An 18,327-nucleotide genomic window follows, 5' to 3' on the forward strand; every position below is an offset into this window, starting at 1 on the left:
AATGATTGCATAATAATTAATCATATCTTGTTTAAAAAGTAATACAAGATACATAATTATTTGGGTATTTATTTACTAATAAGGAGGAATACAAGTATGGAAACGAATGACAATTCTAACATTGCAAAGTGCCCGTTTAATCACGGTAGCACTACTACTCCTAAAACTGGTGGTACAGTAAATAAAGACTGGTGGCCAAACCAGTTAAATTTGAACATTCTACACCAGAATGACAGAAAATCTAACCCTATGGATGAAGAATTTAATTATGCAGAAGCATTTAACAAGTTAGACTATCAAGCACTTAAGCAGGATCTTCACACTCTTATGACAAACAGTCAAGATTGGTGGCCTGCTGATTATGGACATTATGGTCCATTCTTTATACGTATGGCTTGGCACTCAGCAGGTACATATCGTACAGGTGATGGCCGTGGTGGAGGAGGAACTGGTACACAGCGTTTTGCTCCACTAAATAGTTGGCCTGATAATGGAAATCTAGATAAAGCCCGTCGCCTGCTTTGGCCGATTAAGCAAAAGTATGGTAACAAGATTTCTTGGGCTGATTTATTTATACTAACAGGTAATGTTGCTATTGAATCAATGGGCGGTAAAACATTTGGTTTTGGAGGCGGTCGCGAAGACGTTTGGCATCCAGAAGAAGACGTCTACTGGGGTAATGAAACGGAATGGCTAGGGGATAAGCGTTACACGGGTGATCGTGACCTTGAGAATCCACTGGCTGCTGTTCAAATGGGTCTTATCTATGTTAACCCCGAAGGACCAAACGGTAATCCAGATCCTATTGCAAGTGGTCGTGACATACGCGAAACCTTTGCTCGTATGGGAATGAATGATGAAGAAACAGTTGCACTAATCGCTGGAGGACATACTTTTGGTAAAGCCCACGGCGCAGGAGATGCTGCTCATGTTGGTCCAGAACCAGAAGCAGCTCCGATTCATTCTCAAGGCTTAGGCTGGCTAAGTACTCATGGCTCTGGTAAAGGTCGTGATACTATTACTAGTGGTATTGAAGGTGCCTGGACTGCAAACCCAACAAAATGGGATAATGGTTACTTTGACTTATTGTTTAAATATCAATGGTGGCTTACTAAGAGTCCAGCAGGTGCATTTCAGTGGCTTGCTGTAAACCCTGAGGAGCAGGATCTTGCTCCAGATGCAGAAGATCCAACCGTTCGTGTTCCTACAATGATGACTACTGCTGATATGTCATTGCGTTTTGATCCAGAATATGAAAAGATAGCTCGTCGTTTCCATGAAAATCCAGAAGATTTTGCCGATGCATTTGCTCGTGCATGGTTTAAACTAACGCACAGAGATATGGGGCCACGTTCAAGATATCTAGGTCCGGAGGTCCCAGAAGAAGTTTTAATATGGCAAGATCCTATACCGGCTTGTGAAAATGAAATAACTGATGCAGAGGTTGAAAAGATCAAATTAATGATCCTTGACACAGGACTTACAATTAGTGAATTGGTAAATACTGCTTGGGCTTCAGCAAGTACTTTCCGTGGCTCAGATATGCGTGGTGGTGCTAATGGAGCTCGAATCCGTCTAGCTCCACAGAAGGATTGGGAAGTAAACCAGCCTGACCAACTTGCAAAAGTACTGAATGCACTAGAGAGTATTCAAAACCATCTACATAAGAAAGTCAGCATGGCTGATTTGATTGTACTTGGTGGTAGTGTCGCAGTAGAGAAAGCTGCACAAGATGCAGGTTTTGATGTAAAAGTTCCTTTTACTCCAGGACGTGGAGATGCAATACAAAAGCAAACAGATTTAGAAAGTTTTGCAGTGCTAGAGCCGATCGCTGATGGTTTCAGAAACTATCAAAAGAAACAATATAGTGTAAATTCAGCAGAGCTATTAGTAGATAAGGCACAACTATTAGGCCTTACCGCACCAGAAATGACTGCACTTATTGGCGGCTTGCGCGTATTAGGTACAAACTATAATGGCACACAACACGGAGTGTTTACTAATCGAGTTGGCACACTTACTAATGACTTCTTCGTAAACTTGCTAGACATGGGAATTGCGTGGACACCTGTTGACGGAGACGTATTTGAAGGACGTGATCGCAAGTCAGGTGAGAAAGTACGTACTGCAACTAGTGTTGATTTAGTGTTCGGTTCAAATTCAGTGCTACGCGCGATAGTAGAAGTGTATGCTCAAGACGATAACAAAGAGAAGTTTGTGCGTGACTTTATCGCTGCATGGGTTAAGGTAATGAATGCAGATCGCTTCGACCTTGCATGAAAAAACATAGATTATGAAAAAACTAAACTTAATAATATAATTTAAAGAAAAATCCTTCCTGACCAATCAGGGAGGATTTTTCTAGGTAAAGGATGAAATTGTTGCTTGCAATCATTCTGAAAAACTAATGTACAGTCTACATACAAAAGGCTGTCATATAGACAGCCTTTTTAGGTTGTAAATTAAGATTTAAAAGAGCTTATAGGAAAATACTTTCTCACTTAAGCTGATTTTTTTCGATCATTTGGTAGCATAAAAGCTACTAAACCTAGTAGTGGTAAGAAGCTACATAAATTCATTACGAATTTTAAGCTAGTAGCATCGGCAATTACACCTAATAATACTGCTCCTAAAGCACCCATTCCAAATGCTAAACCAACTATTAATCCACTTACTAAACCAACTTTTCCAGGAACTAATTCTTGAGCGTAAACAACAATTACACTAAAAGAACTTGAACTAATAATTCCTATTAAAAATAAGATTGGAATAACTGCCAGTAAAGAGATATGAGGTAATAATAAGGCTAATGGAAATGTACCAACTAATGAAAACAAAATCATATTCCGTTTTCCGAAGCGATCAGCTAGCGTTCCACCTATGAAAGTACCTATTACGCCTGCAATCATAAATATAAATAAATATAATTGTGTGCTTTTAATCGATAAACCATAACTTTTAATTAAATAAAACTGATAATAATTTCCTATGCCCGCTGAGTACCAAGAACGTGCAAATGTAATAAATACAAGCAGTATAATAGCAAATTTGACAGCTGATGTAATTTTGATACTTTCACCTGAAGACTGATCTTTACCTTTTAATTTAAACGGGTTTTCTTTTAGTTTATTTCGATACCAAGTGGATACGTATATTAATACACAAATTCCAATGGCAGCTAGGAGTGTAAACCATGCAGCACCTTTTTGTCCTAGAGGTACGAAAATTAGTGCTGTAAAGATTGGAGCCAGTGAGTTCCCTGTATTTCCGCCTACCTGGTAGATAGCTTGCGAGAGTCCTCTTTTTGAACCAGACGCCAAGAAGGCAACTTTTGAGCCCTCTGGATGGAAGATGGCAGAACCTATCCCAATTAATAGAACAGATAATAATACAATAAATAAATTAGGAGCAAATGCTAAGCAAAGCATTCCTAATAAACTGGATGCCATTCCAATAGGTAGGAGAAATGGTGACGGCTTCCGATCGGAAAAGATCCCGAAAACGGGTTGCATTACAGAGGAAGTCATATTTAGCGCAAAGGCTATGAATCCAATTTCTGTATAAGTTAAATTCATGGTCTTTTCTAGAATTGGAAATATGGCTGGTACAACTGCTTGCATAGAATCATTTAATAAATGCCCTAAACTGATTGCAAATAAAATTTGATACATTGTTGACTGATTAATAACCTTTGTATTAACTGCTGGTTGCATAATATCCTCCTTTCTTATTGACGTATCTATCATAAACTAATCTTCGGAAAATTTACACAATTTTGCTCCATACACTTTTCATTAATCTTGATGCTCATTTATAATAGAAGAAATAATAAGTTGCTATGCTAAGCGAATTTTTTAATAAAGATGATCACGATTGTAATCGATAGGGAGTGTAGGATGGACAACTATTCAACAGAACTAATGAGATTTTTTAAAGAGCATAAAAATGATATAAATCGGCTCGCAATGGAAGCATATATGAAAAATAGATTTACATTTTTAGGAATTAAAGCACCAGAACGGAATGCACTGTTGAGAAAGTTTCGAATGAGTAATGGCGAACCACCAAATTTAGAATCAATTATCGATATTTGGAGCTTAGAGGAAAGAGAATTTCAATACATTGCATTGACATATTTGGACCGCCAGTATAAAAAAGCAGAGGTTGAACGGATAAAATTATATGAACAACTAGTAGTCGAAAAGTCTTGGTGGGATACAGTTGATACAATTGCTGGACGATTAATTAGTTATCATTTTTTAATTTATCCAGAATTGATTGATGAGTACGCTAGTAAGTGGATAACTTCGGATAATATGTGGCTGAATAGAGTAGCCTTATTATTTCAAATGAAGTTTAAAGAGAAAACTGATCAAGAGCGTCTATTTCATTATTGCCGACTACTCAAAGAAAGCAAAGAATTTTTCATTCAAAAAGCAATAGGTTGGGCGTTGAGAGAATATTCCTATATCAAGCCTAAAGAGGTTAAATTATTTATCAAACAAACTAATTTATCACCTTTAAGCAAAAGAGAGGGATTAAAATATATTGATAAATTAAAGTAATAAATGTGTCGATTTTCCGGGAAATAACCGATATATTTTATTTTAATTGAAAACTATTGCTAAATTAAAGCTAGTTGAGACATTAGTATGAAAAGGTTATAATAGGTGCATTATTGTTTTTTTAAACCACTCCTCTTTTATAGAGTAGCTTATTTAAATTTGAGTTATGTAAACTGTACGAAATAACTAAATGAAAAAAGTTCAAAGGAGATTTAGTGTTCATGAAATCTACTTTTAATCATATTATAAAATTATGTCTATGTATTAGCTTAATTAGTAGCTTCTTTATTCAAAAAACTGTACACGCAGAAGAAATAAAGCTATTTAGTGATAAAGCAATTTCAATATTGGCTGATAGTGGGGAAGTAATTTATAGTAAGAACGCAGATAAAGTTGATTTCCCAGCTAGCACAACTAAAATAATGACCGCAATGGTTATGATGGATCATTTAAAAGAGAATGATAAAATTCAAATGACTAAAAGAAGTATCCAAGAAGAAAAAAGTAATTCTCAAATCCTTTTTTCTGAAGGAGAAGTTTTAGATCGAAATACAGCATTAAAAACAATGATGATTTTAAGTGCCAATGATTTAGCATATGCTATTGGCGAAAGAGTTGGCGGAAATATGGACAACTTTGTAAAAATGATGAATGAAAAGGCTAAAAAGATTGGCGCAAATCACACAAATTTCATGAATCCAAATGGTCTTCACAATGTAAATCATTATACAACTGCCTATGATTTAGCTTTAATAACAAAGGAAGCTTTAAAATACCCATTAATCATTAAAGCAATGGGTACAAAAGATGCTCGTATTAATACATCTAAGCAAAAGAATGTATATATTTTTAATCGTGGAAAAATGTTTAAAAATCCTTACTTCTTTGCAGGGAAAACTGGATACACTGATTCTGCTAGGAATACATTAATTGAAATAGATAAAAAAGACGGCCAAATGATTATTAATATTTTATTACGTTCATCAAAACCGCAATATCTACAAGATATTAAGTTATTAGATTCCTATGCATTTTCAAGAATCCATAAAAAGACTCTTATAAAACAAAGTGATTGGCAGAAGGAATTAAAAATAAGAGATGATTTAATTCATACAAAAATACCGAACGATTTATCTTTTTTGACGGCATTAGGCGCGAATACAAATTACAATATTAAATTAAAACCCATAAATTCATTAGATAAATCATACAAGGAAAATGGGATTTCTAATAATCAAAAACTTGGGACAGTTGAAGTATGGGCCAATAATGAAAAACTTTTTAGTTCTGAGTTATTAGCTGCTAAATCGTATGACCGTCCGACAATCCTTTCTATGAATACATTTATTATTGCAGGATCGGTAATTTTACTTTTGGTGTTAATATTTTTTATTACAAAACCAAAAAGGAAAAGAGAATATATGTAAATAAAAAAGGCGAATCGTATTTTTTACGTTTCGCCTTTTTATTATTAAAGTAAGATTAATTTTAGAATTTGATAGAAAATTGCTGCTACTGTTGCTGAAATTGGGATTGTAATAATCCAAGTGATTACCATTCGTTTTGCAGTACCCCAGTTTACATCTTTAACACGTTGTGCAGAACCTACCCCCATAATAGAAGATGAAATTACGTGTGTTGTACTTACTGGTAAATGTAAAGCAGTAAAGGTGAAAATAATAGCTGCTGAAGATAAGTCAGCTGCTGCACCGTTAATCGGGCGAATTTTCATGATTTTACCACCAACAGTTTTAATAATTTTCCAACCACCAACTGAAGTACCAATAGCCATTGCCATAGCACAACCGATACGTACCCATAATGGAACGTCCGCACCTGCTGGTTCAATTTTAGCGGCAATTAAAGCGATCATGATAATTCCCATTGCTTTTTGTGCATCATTTGTACCGTGTGTAAATGACTGTAAAGAAGCTGTGAAAATTTGAACTAATCTAAAGCCTTTATTCGTTTTAGATAGGTTAGAACGTCTAAAAATAGTTGCTAAAATCGTCATAACAATAAAACCAAGCGTAATTGCAATGACAGGTGAAATTAATAAAGCTTCGATAATTTTAATAAAACCGTCCGCCTCTAAAACGCCAAATCCTTTTGCTGAGACAGCAGCACCAGCAATTGCACCAATGATTGCATGAGAAGAACTACTTGGAATACCGAAATACCAAGTTAATAAGTTCCAAAAGATACCGCCTAATAAAGCAGCGATTACGACAACTAGTCCGTTTGAGCCTTCAATTGTAATCGGATCAACGATACCAGTCGTAATCGTTTTGGCAACTCCTGTAAATGTGATTGCACCAATGAAATTCATTAGAGCTGCTATTAAAATAGCTGTACGTGGTTTCAATGCCTTTGTTGAAACGGACGTTGCAATTGCATTAGCAGTATCATGAAATCCATTAATAAAATCAAACAAAAATGCAAAAATCACGATTAATATCGTAAGTAAAAATAAATGCTCCATTTTATGACTCCTTACGCATTTCGCATGATAATTTGCTCAAGAGTGTTTGCTACATCCTGTGCACTATCAGCTACAGATTCTAAACCTTCGTAGATTTCTTTATACTGAATAATTTTGATAGGATCTTTTTCATTCATAAATAGTTGCTTAATTGAAGTACGTAATAATTCATCACATTGAGATTCGTAATCTTTAATTTTTATTGCATGAACGCGGATTTCTAATAATTTTTTATTTGAAAGTAATTTAACTGCAAGTAAAATTTCTTCAACAGCTTTTTGAAGAATATCAACGAATTTAACCATATATTCATCAGCAGATGTGATTGAATACATTTCAAATCGAGCTGAACAATGTTCAAATCCATCTAATACATCATCCATTTTCATTGCAAGTTGTAAAATATCTTCTCGCTCAATTGGAGTAATAAAGGTTTTGTTTAATTCAACGATTAAAGAGTGAATAAACTTATCACCTTTTGTTTCATATTCTTTCATTTCTTCTTGAAACTTTTTTAAGTCGCTTGCATTTTTTATTTTAAAATCAACGTAATACTTTGATGAAACGTGCAAGTTTTCAGCTATACTTAAAAGCTTTTCAAAGAATACATCCTTTTTTTGTCCAAAAAACATTATGATTCCTCCAACTAAAACATATAATTTATTATCACCTTCACATTTATCAGTTAATTTTAAAATGTCAGAAACTATGTAAAAATGTCGAAAAAAGTAAAGGCCACGTTAATAATAATAATTGGTTTTTGAAATTAATCAATTAAAAACGTTTAATTAATTTACAAATTTACAATATCTTTACATTCCCTTAACAAAGTTAATATTTCGATTTCTACACTAAGTTAATATTAATAATAGTATTCACAGAATTATTGACTTTATGTGAGATTTTAATTTAGCATTAGATTATACGTTTAAACTATTGGACTAAAAAAGGATGTGATGATTTTGGAAAGTACATACAAAGCATCTGAAATTACACAATTAGTAACTAAGCAAAAAGCATTTTTTCAGACTGGTTCAACTAAAACTTCAAATTTCCGAATTGAACAATTAAAAAAATTATATAAATCTATCGTAGAGAACGAAGATGAAATAAAAATAGCCTTAAAAAAGGATTTAAATAAGTCAGATTTTGAAGCCTATATGACTGAAATAGGATTTACTTTAAAAGAAATATCGGAAGCAATTAAACAGATTAAAAAATGGATGAAGCCTAAAAAAGTTAAAACTCCGATTACGCATATTGGTACAAAAGGATATATTTACAGAGAACCGTATGGAGTAACATTAATTATCTCCCCTTGGAATTATCCATTTCAATTAACGATGGCTCCATTAATTGGTGCAATCATTGGGGGAAATACTGCTATTATTAAACCATCGGAATTATCGCCAAATACATCAATCATTATTAATAAAATAATTAATGAGAATTTTGATAAAGAATATATCGCAGTAGTTGATGGTGGAATTGAAGAAAGCACGATCTTATTACAACAAAAATTTGATTTCATCTTTTTTACTGGCAGTGTTCAAGTTGGAAAAATTGTGATGGAAGCAGCAAGTAAACATTTAACGCCATTAATACTTGAATTAGGTGGGAAAAGCCCAACAATTGTACATAACGATTCGAATATCCAACTAGCTGCGAAAAGAATCGTTTGGGGGAAATTTACGAATGCAGGACAGACTTGTATTGCACCAGATTATATTTATGTCCACAAATCAGTAAAAATGGACTTTATTGAGGCTTTAAAGAATGAAATTGTTCAGTTTTATAGTAATAAACCTTTGTTAAATAATGATTATACAAAGATCATCAGTGATCGCCATTTTAATCGTTTGGTTGGATTTTTGAATAATGGTGAAATCCTACATGGAGGGGAATTTGATCAATTATCTCATAAAATCGAACCGACTTTAATTTCTGATTTATCTTGGGATTCACCAATTATGTCTGAAGAAATATTCGGTCCCATTTTACCAATCCTTACCTATGAAAATATAGATGAAGTAATATATGAAATTAATCAACACCCTAAGCCATTAGCACTATATGTCTTTACAGAAAGTAAACAGATAGCTAATAAAGTAATTGAGAGTGTCCCATTTGGTGGTGGATGTGTAAACGATACTCTTTATCATATGGCGAATCCGAATTTACCTTTTGGTGGGGTAGGAGAAAGTGGTTCAGGAAATTATCATGGGGAGTACAGTTTTGCTGCATTTACACATGAGAAAAGTGTCCTTTTACAAACAACTAAAATTGACTTGAAAATTAGATATCATACAACAAAAAACGCTTTACGGTTTATTCGTAAATTGTTAAAATAAAGGTTAATTGTAACTTAGTTTCTTAGCTCCTTGACAAAAGGGGCTTTTTATATGTTAAAAATAATTTATTCATTTTTACATAATAATAAAATATTAATATAGATGGGACGGGAAAATGAAAAATATAATTGAAATTGAACAAGTCGAGAAAAAATTTAGTGAAAATAATGTGATTTCTCCACTTTCATTAGAAATTTTTTCTGGAGAATTCTTAACAATTTTAGGACCAAGTGGTTGTGGGAAAACGACACTTTTAAGAATGATTGCTGGTTTTGAAGAACCTTCATCAGGTGTGATTAAACTAAATGGAGAAGCAATTAATAGTTTACCTCCATATAAAAGGGATATGAACTTAGTATTCCAACACTATGCATTGTTTCCTCATATGAATGTTGAAAGAAATATTCAATTTGGATTAAAAATGAAAGGTATTTCATTAGAAGAGCAAAAAGTCCGTGCTAACGAAGCGATGAGATTAACTCAATTAACTGAATTTAGAAATCGTAAACCTAGTCAGTTATCTGGTGGACAACAGCAAAGGGTTGCAATTGCTCGTGCAATAGTGAACAATCCAAAAGTCTTATTATTAGATGAACCATTAGGAGCACTTGATTTTAAGCTTCGTAAAGATTTACAAAGAGAACTAAAAAATCTTCAACGCGAATTAGGTATTACTTTTATCTATGTAACCCATGATCAAGAAGAAGCGATGAGTATGAGTGATCGAATTGTCGTTATGAATAATGGGAAAATCGAACAAATCGGGACACCGAAAGAAATTTATCAAGATCCAGCAAGCAAGTTTGTTGCTACATTTATTGGTGAAAATAATTTCTTTGATAAAGGTGTAAAAGAAATTGCTGTTAGACCAGAAAATATTAAAGTTTCTCATGCTACAAATGAAAAAAATACTTATTCAGGCGTAATAAGAGATGTAGAATTTGTTGGTACTTTAAATAAAATCTTTATTGATTTACATAAACACGAACAAACAATCATTGTCTACCAAATGCCAGACCAAACAAGTTTTAATAGAAATGATAAAGTTGAAATTAGTTGGAAGTCAGAAGATGAGGTGATTATGTATTGAGAAATGAAAAGTACATAATTGCACCTACGATTATCTGGTTATTAGTTTTTTTTCTAGTACCTTTATTATTAATTTTTGGTTTCGCATTTATGAAAAATGGAATGTATGGAGAAATAGAAAAAACTTTTACACTAGAAAATATTGTAAAAGTTTTTGACCCACTTTATTTAAAAGTTTTATGGACAACTTTTTGGATTGCTTTAGTAACTACAATAATTACTCTATTGATTGGATATCCTTATGCATATACAGCTACAGTTGTAAATGAAAAATGGCAGAGGATTTTACTATTATTAATCACAATTCCTTTTTGGATAAATTTCTTAGTTAGATCTTATGCTTTAATTGTTATCCTTCGCTCAAAAGGGATTATTAACACATTATTAATCCAACTTGGGATTATAAAAGAACCTTTACAACTGCTTTATAATACGCCATCAGTCATAATGGGAATGGTCTATACATTATTACCATTTATGGTGTTACCGATCTTTGTTGCCATTGAACAATTGGATAACAGAAAATTGGATGCTGCTAACGATTTAGGAGCTACTCCATTTCAAACCTTTCTATATGTAACTCTTCCATTGACGATGAAGGGGATTTTTGCAGGCAGTATTTTAGTTTTTGTTGCTTCATTTGGAATGTTTGTCGTTTCTGATGTAATGGGTGGATCAAAAGTTGCTTTGATCGGAAATGTCATTCAAAATCAATTCTTAGCAGCAAGGAACTGGCCATTTGGTTCTGCACTTTCAATATTCTTAGTCCTTACTTCAATCGGTTTAATAGGACTTTACTATTTAGCAACAAAAAATATTGGTGCTGATAAAAGTAGAGGTGAAAAATAAATGAAAAAACCTATACTTATTGGATTTTCAACAATTATCTTGATTTGCTTATATTTACCAATCTTGATTTTAATCCTATTTTCATTTAATAAATCAAAGATTAATGCACAGTGGTCTGGTTTTACGTTTGACTGGTACATAAATTTATTTCATAACCCGCAAGTCATTGATGCCTTTATGAATAGTCTATTTATTGCAATTGTAACTACAATCCTTTCAACAATTCTTGGTACTATTTGTGCACTAGCCTTACATAAGCATAAATATAAATTTTCAAATTTTATTAGTGGACTAGTTTACTTACCAATTGTCGTTCCAGATATATTAATGGGACTCTCATTACTAATACTATTTACTAATTTCCATATTGAATTAGGTAGTATCACAATTATTATTGCCCATGTCACTTTTTGTATTTCATATGTAATTATTCTTTTAGCGGCTAGACTGTCAGGAATGTCAACTGATTTAGAAGATGCTGCAAGTGACCTAGGTGCTACACCATGGCAGACATTTAGATTTGTAACTTTACCAGCGCTAATGCCTGGAATTATCGCTTCAGCACTTTTATGTTTTACATTAAGTATTGATGATTTTGTCATAAGCTTTTTTGTTTCAGGACCGAGTTCAACTACATTGCCAATTTATATTTATGGAATGGTTAAAAAAGGTGTAACGCCTGAAATAAATGCAATTTCGACGATTTTAATTGTTACAATTATATTCTTAATGGTAATTTCAGAGGTTTATCGTACAAAAGGTATTAACAATCAAGAAGAATCAGAGAAAAAATCCTATATCGTTTAAAGTATAAGTGTTTTCTAGTGACCTTTTTAGGTAGTTCCACTAAAAAACGAGGTTTCTGGATTAGAAATCAACCAAGGCATACTGGATTTATGTGCCAAAATATAAGGAGGTAGTCAGTAGGCATTATGAGTATATTTAGAAAAACTGCTACAATAATGGTTTCTTTAGGCTTAGTAAGTTTGCTTTTATCTGCTTGTTCAGTTGGAAAAAAAGAATTAAATATTTATAGCTGGGCAGATAATTTTGACGAGAAAGTTTTAGAATCATTTGAAAAGAAATATGATGTTAAAATTAATTATCAAGTTTTTGCAAGTAATGAAGAGTTGTATGCAAAACTAAAAGCTGGTGGTTCAAATTATGATGTAATCCAGCCTTCAGATTATATGGTTAAACTAATGATTCATCAAAATATGTTGGCTAAATTAGATAAAAGTAAGATGCCAAATTTAAATAATATTTCACCACAATATACAAATCAAGAGTTTGATCCAAAGGGTGACTACTCAGTTGTTTATACTGGAGGATTAACAGGGATTGCTTATAATCCAAAATATGTAAAAGAAAATATAGATAGCTGGGATGATCTATGGAATCCAAAATACAAAGGTCATGTTACTTTACTTGATGACAATAGAGAAGTATTTGGAATGGGATTAATTAAAAATGGCTATTCAAATAGTTCAACAAATGAGGACGAATTGCTAAAAGCTTATAACAATTTAAAAACATTAACACCTAACTTATTAGCATTCGATACAGATACAGTAAAACAAAAGTTTATTACCGAAGATGCTTGGATTGGTCAAGTATGGTCCGGAGATGCTGCTTATATTCAAAAAGAGCTTAAAGATGTTAAATGGGTTGTACCAAAAGAAGGTTCTTCAAGATGGGCAGATACTTTGGCAATACCAAAAGATGCTAAACAAAAAGATCTAGCTGAAAAGTTTATAAACTATATATATGATCCAAAAGTAAGTGCACAAAATTATGAGGCGATTGGTTATGCTGATCCAAATAGTAAATCAGGGCCATATCATTCGGCGGAGTATAAACAAAATCCGTATATTAATGTAACAAAAGAACAAACTGATGCAACCAATTGGATTAAGGACGTTGGGGACCAAACAGAATTATATGATAAGTATTGGACAGAATTAAAAACTGGCAAATAATATTTCAATTTAAAAAGGTTATCTCTTAAGAGATAACCTTTTTAGTTTGAGATTAATTTGTTTAATAAAAATCGAAATTGGTCTCTTTCACTATGTGATAGGTTTTCGAATAAAGTTAGCCACAATTCTTGACGGAAATTGAAGTTTTCTTCAATCAAACGCTTTCCTTCATCTGTTAATTCGAGCCAAGTAACTCTTCGATCCCGGCTATCCCTTTTTCGAGAAATTAAATGATTATTAACCAATTTATTGACAGCGGTTGTAATAGAACCTGAAGATAATCCAATTTGTCTTCCAAGTTCAGAAGCAGTAATTTTTTGATTTTTATATATTAAATATAAGAGCAAGTATTTTGGTGGAGTTAAGGAGTTTTTTACTTCTTCATCAGTTTTTTGCCAGTTTTTTCGAACTCGAATCATTAAACTTGTTAAATCATCTAGAAGAAGTTTGTCGTTTTCGGTTAACAAGGCAGAATCCACCTCCTAAATTATGAATTAGTGTTGTAAATAAAGTGGGCATTGTACGTATAGGTTACCAATTATCTAAATCATTTTCAAGAATGAAAGGAATTTAAGCAAGATTTTTAAATTTGTCAAGTTTTGGCTGTATAGTATCTATAGTGTTTTGTAAATAGTATGATAAAAGAGACATTGGTAGGGGTGAAGTTCAATGTTTAAGTATTTTAAGTTTAAAATAAATGATACTGTTCAATTTGTGAAGAACGATGGTCATTTCTATCGAGTGATCGGGTACAGGATCGAAAAAAGTATTTATTTAAATGATGAGTACAATAGCATTATTTACGAACTCTTACGAGAATTTGATGGTCTTCAAGTTGACGCTGAAGAAGAAGAATTAGTAAGCGTATCGAACTTTGATGAATTCTACGGTTCAATGTTTGAAAAACTAGGTACATTTACAATTAAGTTTGCTAAAAAGCAAGAAGAAGTAAAGAAAACAAGCATGGGTGAAGCTTCATCCGTGGACGAGCTATTAGATAAATACAATGATTATCGAAGACTGGCAATACTTTTTAAAGATTGCCTATACGATTTAGCTGCTGAAAATGTTCTAACTGAGCTCACAGATTTTTCTGAATCCAAAAAAGATTACATGCATTAAGCATGTAATCTTTTTTCATTAGTTTTAATTGTAACAGATTTTTTTTGAAATTTACTTTCATAGACAAATTCAGTTACTTTCGCGCAGATTGCAACTGAAAGAATTGTATATCCTACTTGATTCCATGATAGATAAGTTAGTGAACAAAGAAGAATCACAGCGTCAAAAATAAAGTATACTTTACCGATCGATATTTTAGATTTTTTGCTCATTATAATTGTTATTAAATCATCTCCACCAGTTGCACCGCCACTTCTTAGAATTAAACCTAAACCAAGTCCAGCGAAAATTCCACCTAAAATAGCGGGTATCCAAAGATGATTTCCAAAGTTAAATGTAATATTGGATGTTTTTTCAATTAAAGAATAAAAAGCAGAAAATGAGATGGCTCCGATCGTAGTATTGATTAATAACTTTCTACCTAAATACAATCCAGCGATAAGAATAATTGGAATATCGAGTAGCAAAGTTGTAATTGAAGGTGATATATTTAGTGCGTTTTTTACTAATAAAGCAATACCAATAAACCCACCTTCAGCTAAATTATTTTGATAATGAAAATGATAAAGTGTAGTGGCCAAAATAAATGAACCAATTAAAATCATTAAGGTCTCACCCAAACGATTGTTACTCATTGTTATTTCCTCTTTTCGTAGTTAGTAGTTAAAAAGTTCAGCTTTAAACTAACTACGTACATATAGAGCTCGTAGTTAGTTTTTTATCTTTCTAACTACACAGCTATATATCATTGAAGAAATAACATAATCGCCTGTCAACCATAGTTTCGCCTACCTTCAGTTTTATTTTAGAGTTCTTTTGGTTCTCTAAATAAAAACCGCTAAGTGTAGGATAAATCTTTACGTTGCCAAATGCTCCTTCGAGCAATCATGGTTACACGTCCTTTTTTCCAGTTTTGTTAGAAAAATCTAACAGGTGAAAAATAAGTCCTATAAGAACTTATTCTTAATTTTATCATATGCGAAAATATTTGAAAAAAGAAAAGAATTAACAAAAATCTACAAAATGTTTGAAGTAGGGAAGGAATAAGTAGTTTTGAAACATGTTTCGCTATAATAATGTGAAATATTTCACAAATTAGACATAGCATTTTCAATGAAAACGATATATAGTATATTTGTAAACGAAATTGTGAAAAATTTCACAAATATAAATGATAAATGGGACTTAATGAACCTTAAACTAGGATGATTAAAGTCCAATATCAGAGGAGGAGAGCCAAATGGCTGTTCAAGAGAAAACTGTAAATGAAATATCTATCGCTTCTGAAATGGTAAATGAGTTAGTTTTAAAAGGACAAAAAGCATTAAAGGAATTTGAAAGCTTTAATCAAGATCAAATCAATGAAATTGTACATTCGATGGTTCTAGCAGGTTTGGATCAACATATGTCACTTGCAAAAATGGCAGTTGAGGAAACTGGGCGTGGAGTCTATGAAGATAAAATTATTAAAAATATATTTGCTACAGAATATATATGGAATTCAATAAAAGATAATAAAACGGTTGGAATCATAAGTGAAGATCAACAAACAGGAATAACTGAAATAGCTGAACCAGTTGGGGTAATTGCAGGTGTAACGCCAACAACTAATCCGACATCAACGACATTATTCAAAGCAATCATAGCGATAAAAACGAGAAACCCAATTATATTTGCTTTCCACCCTTCGGCACAAAAATGTAGTAGGGAAGCGGCGAGAATCGTTCGTGATGCGGCGGTTAATGCTGGAGCACCTGAAAATTGCGTACAATGGATTGAAGTCCCATCTATTGAAGCAACTAAGTGTTTAATGAATCATGAAGGAGTAGCACTTGTTTTAGCAACAGGTGGTGCTGGAATGGTTAAATCGGCTTATAGTACAGGAAAACCTGCTTTAGGTGTTGGACCTGGTAATGTACCATGCTATATCGAGAAATCTGCTGAAATAAAATGTGCAGTAAATGATCTTATTCTTTCAAAAACATTTGATAATGGAATGATTTGTGCATCTGAACAAGCAGTTATTGTAGATAAAGAAGTTTATGACGATGTGAAATCTGAGTTAATAGCAAATAATTGTTATTTTGCTACAAAAGCAGATAAAAAGAAATTAGAAAAGCTTGTCATAAATGAAGCTACATGTGCTGTAAATGGTGACATTGTTGGTAAATCTGCATATGAAATAGCAACATTAGCTGGCGTAAATGTACCCGTAGATACAAAAATTCTGATCGTTGAATGTGATAGCGTGGGTGCGAATGAACCTTTAACAAGAGAAAAACTAAGTCCGGTTTTAGCTGCAATTAAAGTAAATGGTAAAGAAGAAGGATTTAAACGTTGTGAGGAAATGCTAGAGCTTGGAGGATTAGGACATTCGGCAGTTATTCATAGTAATAATGAAGAAATTCAAAAAGAGTTTGGACTAAGAATGAAAGCGTGTCGTGTAATTGCAAATGCTCCTTCAGCTCATGGTGGAATTGGGGATTTATATAACGCATTTATTCCTTCCTTAACATTAGGCTGTGGATCACACGGTAAAAACTCTGTATCGACTAACGTAACAACTGTTCATTTATTAAATATTAAAAAATTGGGAAGAAGAAATATGAATATGCAATGGGTCAAACTGCCACCAAAAATTTATTTTGAAAAATATTCAACTCAATATTTAGAAAAAATGCCAAAAATTAAAAAAGCATTTATTGTAACAGACGAAGCAATGGTTAAATTAGGTTATGTTGACGTGATTAAATATTATTTAGAAAAAAGACAAGAAAATGTTCAGATTGAAATTTTCTCAGATGTAGAACCAGATCCTTCAGATGTTACGGTTATGAAGGGTGCAGACAGAATGAAATCTTTTGAACCGGATACAATTATTGCTTTCGGTGGTGGATCTGCAATGGATGCAGCCAAGGGTATGTGGATGTTTTATGAATACCCAGAAACTACTCTGGATGGGCCTAAACAAAAATTCTTAGATATTCGAAAAAGAGCATATAAATACCCTAAATTGGGTCGTAAAGCTCAGTTTGTAGCGATTCCAACGACTTCAGGTACTGGTTCAGAAGTCACACCATTTGCTGTAATTACTGATAAAGCTAATAATATTAAATATCCATTAGCTGATTATGAATTAACACCAGATGTTGCAATTATTGACGCTCAATTCGTATCAACTGTTCCTAAAAGCATTACAGCAGATACAGGAATGGATGTATTAACACATGCAATTGAGGCTTATGTAAGTGTATTAGCAAATGATTATACAGATGGATTAGCATTACAAGCTATTAAATTAGTATTTAAATATCTGCCTAAAGCTTATGAAAATGGAAACGATTTTGAAGCACGTGAAAAAATGCATAATGCATCAGCAATCGCAGGTATGGCATTTGCAAATGCATTCTTAGGAATTAACCACAGCTTAGCGCATAAAATTGGAGCGGAATTCCATATCCCTCATGGCAGAGCAAATGCGATTTTAATGCCACATGTAATAAGATATAATGTAAAAAAACCAACTAAATTTACAGCTTTCCCTAAATATAAGCATTTCATTGCAGATGAACGATATGCTGAAATTGCTCGTTTCCTAGGCCTACCAACCTCAACAACTGAGGAGGGTGTTGAAAGTTTAATTGCTGCAGTTATTAAGTTAGGTAAGGGATTAAATATAAATATGAGTATCGAAGCACAAGGGATTACTGAAAAAGAATTTTTAGAAAAAGTATCCTATTTAGCTGATCGTGCTTTTGAAGATCAATGTACTACTGCTAATCCAAAACTACCTCTAGTAAAAGAATTAGAAGAAGTTTATCTGAATGCATTCAAAGGATGTTAATGAATTAAAATAGATTGAAGAAGGAGCACCTAAACAGGTGCTTCTT

The 18,327-nt window shown here is 32.8% G+C and carries 14 protein-coding genes and 1 pseudogene; 10 read left to right on the forward strand and 5 right to left on the reverse strand.

The window, feature by feature from the left end:
* The first annotated feature begins 96 nt into the window (after window positions 1-96).
* Window positions 97-2,280 carry a catalase/peroxidase HPI gene (gene katG, locus AB1282_RS12930; RefSeq protein WP_429899274.1) on the forward strand — a complete coding sequence of 728 codons (2,184 nt, stop codon included), beginning with the start codon at window positions 97-99 and terminating at the stop codon, window positions 2,278-2,280.
* Between the two features lie 221 nt (window positions 2,281-2,501).
* Here katG and AB1282_RS12935 read toward each other — a convergent pair whose 3' ends face one another.
* A complete protein-coding gene (locus AB1282_RS12935; RefSeq protein ID WP_056474023.1) occupies window positions 2,502-3,713 on the reverse strand; it encodes an MFS transporter in 1,212 nt (403 codons plus the stop codon).
* Window positions 3,714-3,896: 183 nt separating this feature from the next.
* Between AB1282_RS12935 and AB1282_RS12940 the strand changes: the two genes are divergently transcribed.
* Window positions 3,897-4,565: a DNA alkylation repair protein gene (locus AB1282_RS12940; RefSeq protein WP_429899277.1), complete on the forward strand. Its 669-nt coding sequence runs from the start codon at window positions 3,897-3,899 to the stop codon at window positions 4,563-4,565.
* A gap of 221 nt (window positions 4,566-4,786) precedes the next feature.
* Window positions 4,787-5,992, forward strand: a complete 1,206-nt coding sequence (locus AB1282_RS12945) for a D-alanyl-D-alanine carboxypeptidase family protein (protein ID WP_056474029.1) — start codon at window positions 4,787-4,789, stop codon at window positions 5,990-5,992.
* 44 nt (window positions 5,993-6,036) lie between these two features.
* Here the strand turns inward: AB1282_RS12945 and AB1282_RS12950 are convergent, their stop codons facing one another.
* Window positions 6,037-7,047 (reverse strand): inorganic phosphate transporter, encoded by a 1,011-nt coding sequence (locus AB1282_RS12950; protein ID WP_056474032.1) that lies wholly within the window; start codon window positions 7,045-7,047, stop codon window positions 6,037-6,039.
* A gap of 11 nt (window positions 7,048-7,058) precedes the next feature.
* Window positions 7,059-7,679, reverse strand: a complete 621-nt coding sequence (locus AB1282_RS12955) for a DUF47 domain-containing protein (protein WP_056474035.1) — start codon at window positions 7,677-7,679, stop codon at window positions 7,059-7,061.
* Between the two features lie 324 nt (window positions 7,680-8,003).
* Between AB1282_RS12955 and AB1282_RS12960 the strand changes: the two genes are divergently transcribed.
* The 5 genes from AB1282_RS12960 (at window position 8,004) to AB1282_RS12980 (ending at window position 13,315) form a co-directional block, all read left to right on the forward strand.
* Entirely contained in the window at window positions 8,004-9,398 is a 1,395-nt protein-coding gene (locus AB1282_RS12960; protein ID WP_429899280.1) for an aldehyde dehydrogenase, read from the forward strand.
* Between the two features lie 115 nt (window positions 9,399-9,513).
* Window positions 9,514-10,488 (forward strand): ABC transporter ATP-binding protein, encoded by a 975-nt coding sequence (locus AB1282_RS12965; protein WP_056474040.1) that lies wholly within the window; start codon window positions 9,514-9,516, stop codon window positions 10,486-10,488.
* Window positions 10,485-11,336 carry an ABC transporter permease gene (locus AB1282_RS12970; RefSeq protein WP_056474044.1) on the forward strand — a complete coding sequence of 284 codons (852 nt, stop codon included), beginning with the start codon at window positions 10,485-10,487 and terminating at the stop codon, window positions 11,334-11,336. Before AB1282_RS12965 ends, AB1282_RS12970 begins: the two co-directional genes overlap by 4 nt.
* Window positions 11,337-12,143 carry an ABC transporter permease gene (locus AB1282_RS12975; RefSeq protein WP_056474046.1) on the forward strand — a complete coding sequence of 269 codons (807 nt, stop codon included), beginning with the start codon at window positions 11,337-11,339 and terminating at the stop codon, window positions 12,141-12,143.
* Window positions 12,144-12,268: 125 nt separating this feature from the next.
* A complete protein-coding gene (locus AB1282_RS12980; protein ID WP_390313024.1) occupies window positions 12,269-13,315 on the forward strand; it encodes a polyamine ABC transporter substrate-binding protein in 1,047 nt (348 codons plus the stop codon).
* 41 nt (window positions 13,316-13,356) lie between these two features.
* On the opposite strand, the gene AB1282_RS12985 is transcribed toward AB1282_RS12980, so the two are convergent.
* Window positions 13,357-13,782 carry a MarR family winged helix-turn-helix transcriptional regulator gene (locus AB1282_RS12985; RefSeq protein ID WP_056474052.1) on the reverse strand — a complete coding sequence of 142 codons (426 nt, stop codon included), beginning with the start codon at window positions 13,780-13,782 and terminating at the stop codon, window positions 13,357-13,359.
* Between the two features lie 202 nt (window positions 13,783-13,984).
* Here AB1282_RS12985 and AB1282_RS12990 point away from each other — a divergent pair.
* Window positions 13,985-14,183: pseudogene (locus tag AB1282_RS12990) on the forward strand (histidinol dehydrogenase); the annotation flags it as partial.
* 250 nt (window positions 14,184-14,433) lie between these two features.
* On the opposite strand, the gene AB1282_RS12995 reads toward AB1282_RS12990, so the two are convergent.
* Window positions 14,434-15,042 carry a YitT family protein gene (locus AB1282_RS12995; RefSeq protein WP_429901137.1) on the reverse strand — a complete coding sequence of 203 codons (609 nt, stop codon included), beginning with the start codon at window positions 15,040-15,042 and terminating at the stop codon, window positions 14,434-14,436.
* A gap of 635 nt (window positions 15,043-15,677) precedes the next feature.
* Between AB1282_RS12995 and adhE the strand changes: the two genes are divergently transcribed.
* Window positions 15,678-18,281 carry a bifunctional acetaldehyde-CoA/alcohol dehydrogenase gene (gene adhE, locus AB1282_RS13000; protein WP_429899282.1) on the forward strand — a complete coding sequence of 868 codons (2,604 nt, stop codon included), beginning with the start codon at window positions 15,678-15,680 and terminating at the stop codon, window positions 18,279-18,281.
* Window positions 18,282-18,327 lie beyond the last annotated feature (46 nt).

It is taken from the genome of Gottfriedia sp. S16(2024) (assembly GCF_050473765.1).
GTDB lineage: Bacteria > Bacillota > Bacilli > Bacillales > Bacillaceae_G > Gottfriedia.